General features: G+C 72.0%; 7 protein-coding genes. 5 read left to right on the top strand and 2 right to left on the bottom strand.

Annotated features, from left to right (window positions below):
* The first annotated feature begins 77 nt into the window (after positions 1-77).
* Positions 78-2,507, top strand: coding sequence for a TIM-barrel domain-containing protein (locus VIB11_RS16325; protein WP_332032636.1), 2,430 nt, complete (start codon positions 78-80; stop codon positions 2,505-2,507).
* Between the two features lie 26 nt (positions 2,508-2,533).
* Here VIB11_RS16325 and VIB11_RS16320 read toward each other — a convergent pair whose 3' ends face one another.
* A complete protein-coding gene (locus tag VIB11_RS16320; protein ID WP_332032634.1) occupies positions 2,534-2,980 on the bottom strand; it encodes an SRPBCC family protein in 447 nt (148 codons plus the stop codon).
* A 182-nt stretch (positions 2,981-3,162) separates the two neighbouring features.
* Between VIB11_RS16320 and VIB11_RS16315 the strand changes: the two genes are divergently transcribed.
* From VIB11_RS16315 to VIB11_RS16300, 4 genes are all read left to right on the top strand, one after another.
* Positions 3,163-4,410 carry an MgtC/SapB family protein gene (locus VIB11_RS16315; protein WP_332032632.1) on the top strand — a complete coding sequence of 416 codons (1,248 nt, stop codon included), beginning with the start codon at positions 3,163-3,165 and terminating at the stop codon, positions 4,408-4,410.
* A 72-nt stretch (positions 4,411-4,482) separates the two neighbouring features.
* Positions 4,483-5,766, top strand: coding sequence for an NAD(P)/FAD-dependent oxidoreductase (locus tag VIB11_RS16310; RefSeq protein WP_332032630.1), 1,284 nt, complete (start codon positions 4,483-4,485; stop codon positions 5,764-5,766).
* Positions 5,763-6,560, top strand: coding sequence for a DUF1365 domain-containing protein (locus tag VIB11_RS16305; protein ID WP_332032628.1), 798 nt, complete (start codon positions 5,763-5,765; stop codon positions 6,558-6,560). Before VIB11_RS16310 ends, VIB11_RS16305 begins: the two co-directional genes overlap by 4 nt.
* A 3-nt stretch (positions 6,561-6,563) precedes the next feature.
* Complete coding sequence (locus VIB11_RS16300) at positions 6,564-7,820, top strand: cyclopropane-fatty-acyl-phospholipid synthase family protein (protein WP_332032626.1); 1,257 nt, start codon at positions 6,564-6,566, stop codon at positions 7,818-7,820.
* Between the two features lie 7 nt (positions 7,821-7,827).
* Here VIB11_RS16300 and VIB11_RS16295 read toward each other — a convergent pair.
* A partial coding sequence (locus VIB11_RS16295; RefSeq protein ID WP_332032638.1) for a respiratory nitrate reductase subunit gamma occupies positions 7,828-7,968 on the bottom strand: 141 nt, incomplete at its 5' end.

The following is a 7,968-nucleotide window of genomic DNA, read 5'->3' as shown; positions in this document are numbered from 1 at the left end:
CCGGCCCTCGTGGTGCTGCGGAGCGGTTTCCGGCATGCTCGTGCGGGCCCCTGCAACCAGCGCCGAGGAGAACCGCCATGACCGCGACCGACACCTACCGCCGCTTCGAGCGGGTCGACGGGGTCGACGAGACCCCCCGGGGCCTGCTGGCGTCCCTGCACGGGGAGCAGCTGCGGGTGGACGTCGTCCGCGACGACGTGGTCCGCGTGAAGATCAGCCGGGGCGGCAGGTTCGACGAGGAGCCGACGTATGCCGTGTGCGTCGACCCGCTCGAGGGTGCCCCCGGCTTCGCCGTGGAGCGCGGTGACGGGGTGGTGCGGCTGCGCACGGAGGCGCTCGTGCTCTCGCTCCACCTCGACCCGTTCCACCTCGACGTGCACCGGCCCGACGGCACGCCCGTCGTCGAGACGGCTCAGGACGCGCAGGGGCGGTACTGGGCCTATGCCACGCTCAACGACGCCTTCACGGTCCGCCGGCGGTGCCGCCACGAGGACGCGATCTACGGGCTCGGCGAGAAGACCGGCCACCAGAACCGCAAGGGCCGTGACTTCACCCTCTGGAACACCGACGTCCTCAGCCCGGACGCGACGGGGGAGTTCACGGCGGGGAGGCCGGGCGACGACCCGCGGGCCGATCCGACGAGCACCGAGTTCGACCCCTACTACGTGTCGATCCCGTTCTTCTACCACCAGGGCCATCCCGCGGGCGGCATGTCGGGGTCGTTCGTCGACAACAGCTACCGCGGCGCGTACGAGTTCTCCCACCCCGAGGAGTACCGCATCCACTTCGAGGGCGGGCAGTACACCGAGTACATCTTCGCCGGTCCGTCGATGCCCGAGATCCTCAGCGCCTACACCTGGCTCACCGGACGCACCTCCCCACCGCCCCTGTGGTCCCTCGGCTACCACCAGTGCCGCTGGTTCGACTACTCGCAGGACGCCGTCGAGGCCCTGGCGCAGCGGCACCGTGACCTCGAGATCCCCTGCGACGCCCTGTGGCTCGACATCGAGTACATGGACGGCTACCGCGTCTTCACCTGGAACACCGAGTCCTTCCCCGACGCCCCGGGAATGTTGAAGCGGTTGCAGGACAGCGGTTTCCGGGTCATCACCATCATCGACCCCGGCGTGAAGCACGACCCGGGGTACTGGGTGTACGACCAGGCGCTGGAGCGCGACGTCCTGTGCCGCACCGAGGGTGGCGACGTCTACATCGGCCAGGTCTGGCCGGGTGACACCGCCTTCCCCGACTTCGCCACCGAGGAGGCCCGCGCCTGGTGGGGCGAGCTGAACGCGGCCCACGTGCAGTCGGGGCTGGCCGGGATCTGGAACGACATGAACGAGCCCGCGACCGGCAACATCGACCCCGGCCGGATGCGCTTCGACCACGGGACGCAGTCGCACGAGAGGTTCCACAACCAGTACGCGCTGCTCATGGCCATGGGCACGACCCAGGGCCTGCTCGAGGCCATGCCGGACAGGCGCACCTTCGTGCTCTCCCGGGCCGGCTTCGCCGGGATCCAGCGGTATGCCGCGAACTGGATGGGGGACAACGTCTCTCGCTGGGACCACCTGTGGCTCAGCATCCCCATGGCGACCGGGTTCGGGGTGTCCGGGCAGGCGTTCGTCGGAGCGGACATCGGAGGCTTCGCGGGGAACTCCCAGGCCGAGCTGTACCTGCGCTGGATGCAGTACGGCGTCCTCACTCCCTTCTGCCGCAACCACTCCGGCATCGGCAACGTCGACCAGTACGCCTGGGCGTGGGGCCAGACGGTGCAGGACCTGGTGCGAGAGGCACTGCGGCTGCGTTACCGCCTGCTGCCCTACATCTACGCCACCTTCATCACGGCCTCCGAGACGGGTGCGCCCGTGCAGCGGCCACTGGTGTTCGACTACCAGGACGACCCGCTCGTCCGCGACATCGACGACGAGTACCTCTTCGGCCCCGACCTCCTCGTGGCCCCCGTGGTCGAGCCGGGGCAGACCGCTCGTCAGGTCTACCTCCCCGCGGGCGACTGGTACGACTGGAACTCGGGGCAGCGGCACGCCGGCGGGTCCTTCGCCCTCGTGCCCACGCCGATGGAGCACATCCCGGTGTTCGCCCGCGCCGGGTCCGTCATCCCGATGTGGCCCGAGGCGCCGGCGACGACGGCGGGATACCACCCCCGCACGGTCGAGCTGCACCTGTTCGTCCCGGCCACGGACGGCGCACACACGTCGACGCTCCACGAGGACGACGGGCTGACCTTCGCGGCCGGCGAGGGCAAGAGGTACTGCACCGCGTTCACCGTGACCCGCTCCGGCAGCCGGGTCGAGGTGCTGGCGGAGGTGGAGGGTGAGGGCTACCCCGAGTTCGCCCGCGAGTCGTTCCGGCTCGTCGTGCGCGGGGCCACGCCCGAGCGGGTCCGGATCGACGGCGACGTGGTCGAGCTCGACGGCCACTCGGTGACGTTCGCGAACGCGGGGACCGGCTTCACCGCCGAGCTCGACCTGCCGCCGTCGGCGTAGGAGGGGTCCGGTCCACAGGGCGCGCCCTACAGCCGCAGGAGGGCCTCGCGCATGCCCTTCTCCGCTTCGTCGCCGAGCCTCTTGAGGGCCGGGGCGAGCAGCGGCGCCACGAAGCGAGTCAGACCCTTGAACTCGAAGTCGGCGGTGTAGGTCACCCGGGTCCCGAGGTCGGGTCCGGCGCCTGCCGGCACCGCGTCGAAGCGCATGGTGTCGTGAGCCACCACCGTCGCGTTCTCGCCGCGCAGGCGGATCAGCGCGTTCTCGCGGCGGTCCTCCACGACGTAGGTCAGCTCGGTCTCCCTCCCGGCGAACTTCGAGGTGTTGCGGTACCGGGTCCCGACGCCGCCGTCGCCGCTCTCACGGACGGTCCGGACCGTGCCCGGGTCCCACTCCGACGTCGTGCTGAAGTCGGCGAGGTAGGCGTAGACGGCGCCCAGGGGTCGGTCGACGGTCACGGTGCGCTCGATCTTCACGAGGTCCTCCTGGTCGTGCGGGGGCGACGGCTGCGGTGAGCCGGCGGCGAGGGGGGCGCGTCCGGCCCCGCGGGTCGCGCGTCGGGTCTGCGCCCATCCCAACACGTGGGCCGCGGGGCCGCGCGGCGGCGAGTCGCCCCAAGCCCGGTCCCTGTGCCCGGTGTGCGTGGGAGATTGGGCGCATGGAGGTGTCGGCGACCACGGTCTCCGGTCTCGTCGCGGCGCTGGGCATCGGTCTGCTGATCGGGGTCGAGCGCGAGCGCCGCAAGGGCCACGGGTCGCTGCGCTCGGCGGCAGGGGTGCGCACGCACGCGCTGCTCAGCCTGTCAGGCGCCCTCGCGCTGCTCCTCGACCCACGCCTCCTCGTCGTTGCCGCTGTCGCCGTGGGGGCGCTCGCAGTGGTCAGCTACACGCGCACCGACAGCGCGGACCCCGGGGTCACCGGCGAGGTCACGATGCTGGTCAGCCTGCTGCTGGGTGCCGTCGCCGTCGAGAACGCGGCACTGGCCTCCGGCGTGGGGGTCATCGTGGCCGTCCTGCTCCACACGAAGCGGCCGCTGCACCGCTTCAGCCGGGACTACCTCACGCAGACCGAGCTGGGCGACCTCCTGCTGCTGGCCGCCGCCATCCTGGTGATCTGGCCGCTGCTGCCCGACCGTGCGCTGGACCCGTGGGGTGTCCTGAACCCGGCGTCGCTGTGGAGGTTCGTCGTGCTCGTGATGGCGGTGGGCGCTGCCGGCCACGTCGCGCTGCGGGTGGTCGGGGCGCGCTGGGGGCTGCCCCTGGCCGGCTTCTTCTCCGGGTTCGCGTCCTCCACGGCTGCCGTCGCCGGCTTCGGGCAGCGGGCCCGGGCCACCCCTGAGATCCGCAGCCCGGCGGCGGCGGCCGCGCTGCTGGCCAACCTCGCCTCCCACCTGCTCTTCGTCGTGGTCGTCGGCGCAGGCTCTGCTGCGCTGCTCCGGTCTGTCGGCTGGGCCCTCGCGGCGAACTGTGTCGTGCTGCTGGCGGCGAGCATCGTCGGGATCTGGCGCGCCCCCGACGAGACCGAGCCGCTGCCCGGCCAGCCCACCGCCCGGGCGTTCCGGCTGAGCTGGGCCCTGACGTTCGGCGCCGCCATCGCGGTGGTGCTCCTGCTGTCCGCATGGCTGCAGCAGGTCTTCGGCGACAGCGGAGCCCTCGTGACGGCCGGGATCGCGGCGCTGGCGGAGCTCCACGCGTCGGCCGCGAGCATCTCCCAGCTGGCGGCCTCGGGCGACATCAGCCTGGAGAACGCGCGGTGGGGCATCGTCGCCCTGCTCGTCGCCAGCGGAGTGGTGAAGGCCGTGGTCGCCTTCACGAGTGGAGGCCGCCGCTACGGCCTCAGGGTGACGTCCGGGGTCCTCGGCGGCGCCCTGGCCGCCGGCCTCGTCGTGAGCGCGATGCCGCTGTAGCGGGCAGGCTGTGCCTCAGCAGATCCCCTGACCGGACCAATCCGGCTCCCGACCACGCATCGAAGGACGGTCATGACTGGACCAGCACTGCCCGCGCGACCGACGGTGGCGGTCATCGGCGCGGGCGTCTCCGGCCTGACGGCGGCCTACCTGCTCGCCCGTACCCACGACGTCACCCTCTTCGAGGCCGAGGACCGCCTCGGCGGGCACGCCCACACCCACGACCTCGTCGACTCCCGCGGCCGCAGCCACGCGGTCGACAGCGGCTTCATCGTCCACAACGACCGCACCTACCCGCTGCTGCGCCGCCTGTTCACCGAGCTCGGGGTGGAGGCCAGGCCCACCGAGATGAGCATGAGCATCCGGTGCGAGGAGTGCGGGCTCGAGTACGCCGGCGGGCGCGGCCTGAGAGGAATCCTCGCCCAACCGCGCCGCCTCGCCGACCCGCGCTTCGTGCGGATGCTCCTGCAGGTGAGGCGGTTCCACCGTCGCGCCACGGCCTTCCTGGCGCGCACGGACGACTCCGACGCGACGACCTACGGCGACTTCCTGCGGGCCGAGGGCTTCAGCGAGCACTTCGTCAGCCACTACGCGGTCCCGGTCGTCTCGTGCGTGTGGTCCTCAGGCGGGGACACCGCCCTGCTCTACCCGGCGCGCTACCTCTTCCGCTTCCTCGACCACCACGGGATGCTCAGGGTCACCGGGTCGCCCCAGTGGTTCACCGTCGTCGGGGGCTCGCGGACCTACGTCGAGCGGATCGCGTCGCGGCTGCCGGCGGTGCGGGCCGGCAGCCCGGTCACCGCCGTGTGGCGTCATGGCGACTTCGTCGAGGTGGAGGACGCGAGCGGGGCGACGGCCCGCTTCGACAGGGTGGTCGTGGCGACCCATGCCGACCAGGCGCTCTCCCTCCTCGCCGACCCCACCGGCGACGAGGTGGCCGTCCTGAAGTCGTTCGGCTACACGCCGAACGAGACAGTGCTGCACACCGACGCCTCCCTGCTGCCCCGGGCCACCCAGGCGAAGGCGTCGTGGAACTACCTCATGGACTCCTGCTCCACCCGCGGCGGCGCACCGGTGGTGACCTACTGGATGAACCGCCTGCAGGGCCACGAGTCGGCCGAGCCCCACCTGGTCACGTTGAACGCGCGGAGCCGCATCGCCGCGGACAGCGTCCTCGCCGTCATGGACTACGCGCACCCGCTCTACACCGCCGAGTCCGTCGCTGCACAGCCCCGGCTCGCCTCCCTCGCGACGGACCGCACCGTGTTCGCCGGGGCGTACCACGGCTGGGGGTTCCACGAGGACGGCTGCCGGTCCGGGGTCGAGGCGGCCCGGCACTTCGGGGTGGACTGGTGACGCACGCCGCGCCCGGCACCGTGACGGCGCCGGCGCCGGGCGACGGACCGTCCCTCGCGCTGCCCGAGCTCCCGTCACTCGTGGTGGGGGAGGTGCGGCACCACCGGCCGGGTCCGGCGGTGCGGCACGGCTTCGGGCACCGGGTGTACCAGTGGCTCGTCGACCTCGACGCCCTCCCCAGCCCCCCGTGGTACCTGCGGCCGTTCGCGACCTTCCGTGCCTCCGACCACCTCGGCGACCCCGCCCGCTCACTGCGGGAGAACGTCGACCACTACCTCGCGCTGCACGGCATACGCCTGGGTGAGGGGGGCCGGGTCCTCATGCTCGCCAACGCCCGGGTCCTCGGGCACGTCTTCGACCCGCTGACGGTGTTCTGGTGCCTGCGGGAGGACGGCCGGCTCGAGTGTGTCGTCGCCGAGGTCCACAACACGTATGCCGAGCGCCACGTCTACCTCCTGCACCCCGACGCGCAGGGACGGACGCGCGTCGACAAGCAGTTCTACGTCTCCCCGTTCAACGACGTGAGCGGACGCTACGAGATGCGCTTCACGCTCACCCCGCAGCGGGTCGCGGCCGTCATCACGTTGCTGCGCGACGGCGCACCGGCCTTCACGGCGTCGTTCGCAGGGGTGCCGCAGCCGGCGACGCGCGCGGCGACCCTGCGGCAGGTCCTCACGAACCCCTTGATGCCACAACGGGTCTCGGCCCTGATCAGGGCCCACGGCATCTGGCTCTGGGTCAGGCGGCTCCCCGTCGTCCGCCGACCTCACCACGCCCCCCAGGAAGGTGTCTGACGAATGACCGTCTCCTCGACCATGCACTGGCCCTCGCTCGCACGGAGCCCGCGGGCGCCGCTGCACGCCAAGGTCGCACGAAGCATCTTCGAGCGTGCCGTCCGGATGGTCCCGGTGCGGGTGGTCACGCCGGACGGCCGGAGCTGTGGCGGAGACACCGGTCCCTCCGCACCGGTCTTCGAGATCGTGCGTCCGGGGTCGTTCTTCGCGCGGCTCGGCCGCGACACCAAGGTCGGCTTCGGCGAGGCCTACATGGCCGGGGACTGGCGCGCCGGGCCCGGGACCGACCTCGCCGACCTGCTGACGCCCTTCGCGGCCCGGCTCACGACGCTCGTGCCGCAGCCGCTGCAGCGGCTGCGCGCTGTGGTCGACCAGCGCATCCCCGCGCACCACGAGAACACGCTCGAGGGGTCGCGGGACAACATCGAGGCCCACTACGACCTGAGCAACGACCTGTTCGCCGCGTTCCTCGACCCCACGATGAGCTACTCCTCGGCGTGGTTCCCGGACGACGTCGACCTGGTCGGTGCGGGTGACCTCGAAGGGGCGCAGCTGCGCAAGATCGACGGCATCCTGGACTTCGCCGGTGTCCGCGAGGGGACGCGCGTCCTGGAGATCGGCACCGGCTGGGGAGCCCTGGCGATCCGAGCGGCCCAGCGTGGCGCGCAGGTGACCACCGTGACCATCTCCCAGGAGCAGCTCGACCTCGCGACCAAGCGCGTCGCAGAGGCGGGGGTGTCGCACCGCGTGGACCTGCGTCTGCAGGACTACCGGGAGGTCGTGGGCGACTTCGACGCAATCGTCAGTGTGGAGATGATCGAGGCCGTCGGCGAGGAGTACTGGCCGACCTACTTCGCCGCGATCGACCGGCTCCTCGCCCCCGGCGGCAAGGTGTCGATCCAGGCGATCACGATGGCCCACGAGCGGATGCTCGCGACCCGGCGGTCGTTCGGCTGGATCCAGAAGTACATCTTCCCGGGTGGCCTCATCCCGTCGCTGCAGGCCATCGACGAGACCCTGGCCGCGCACACCAGCCTGCGGGTCAGCCAGCGGCGCGAGCTGGGGCCGCACTACGCGAGGACGCTGCGGCTGTGGCGCGACCGCTTCACCCAGGAGTGGCCGGCCATCCACGCGCAGGGGTTCGACGAGACGTTCCGGCGGATGTGGGAGTTCTACCTGGCCTACTGCGAGGCCGGCTTCCGCACCGGCTACCTCGGCGTCAGCCAGCTCCAGCTGACCCGCGCCCCGGCCTGGGGCTGAGCGCGGCTCAGCGGCTGACCTTCTCCCACCCCCGCTTCGGCGCCCGGGTGCCCTCCCGGTCCTCGTCACGGCTCCGGTAGACGATGTAGGGGCGGGTGACGTAGCCGAGCGGTGCGCTGAAGACGTGGACGAGCCGGGTGAACGGCCA

It is taken from the genome of Pedococcus sp. (assembly GCF_036554925.1).
In the GTDB taxonomy this organism is placed as follows: Bacteria; Actinomycetota; Actinomycetes; order Actinomycetales; family Dermatophilaceae; genus Pedococcus_A.
This window is presented reverse-complemented; position numbering and strand designations above follow the sequence as displayed.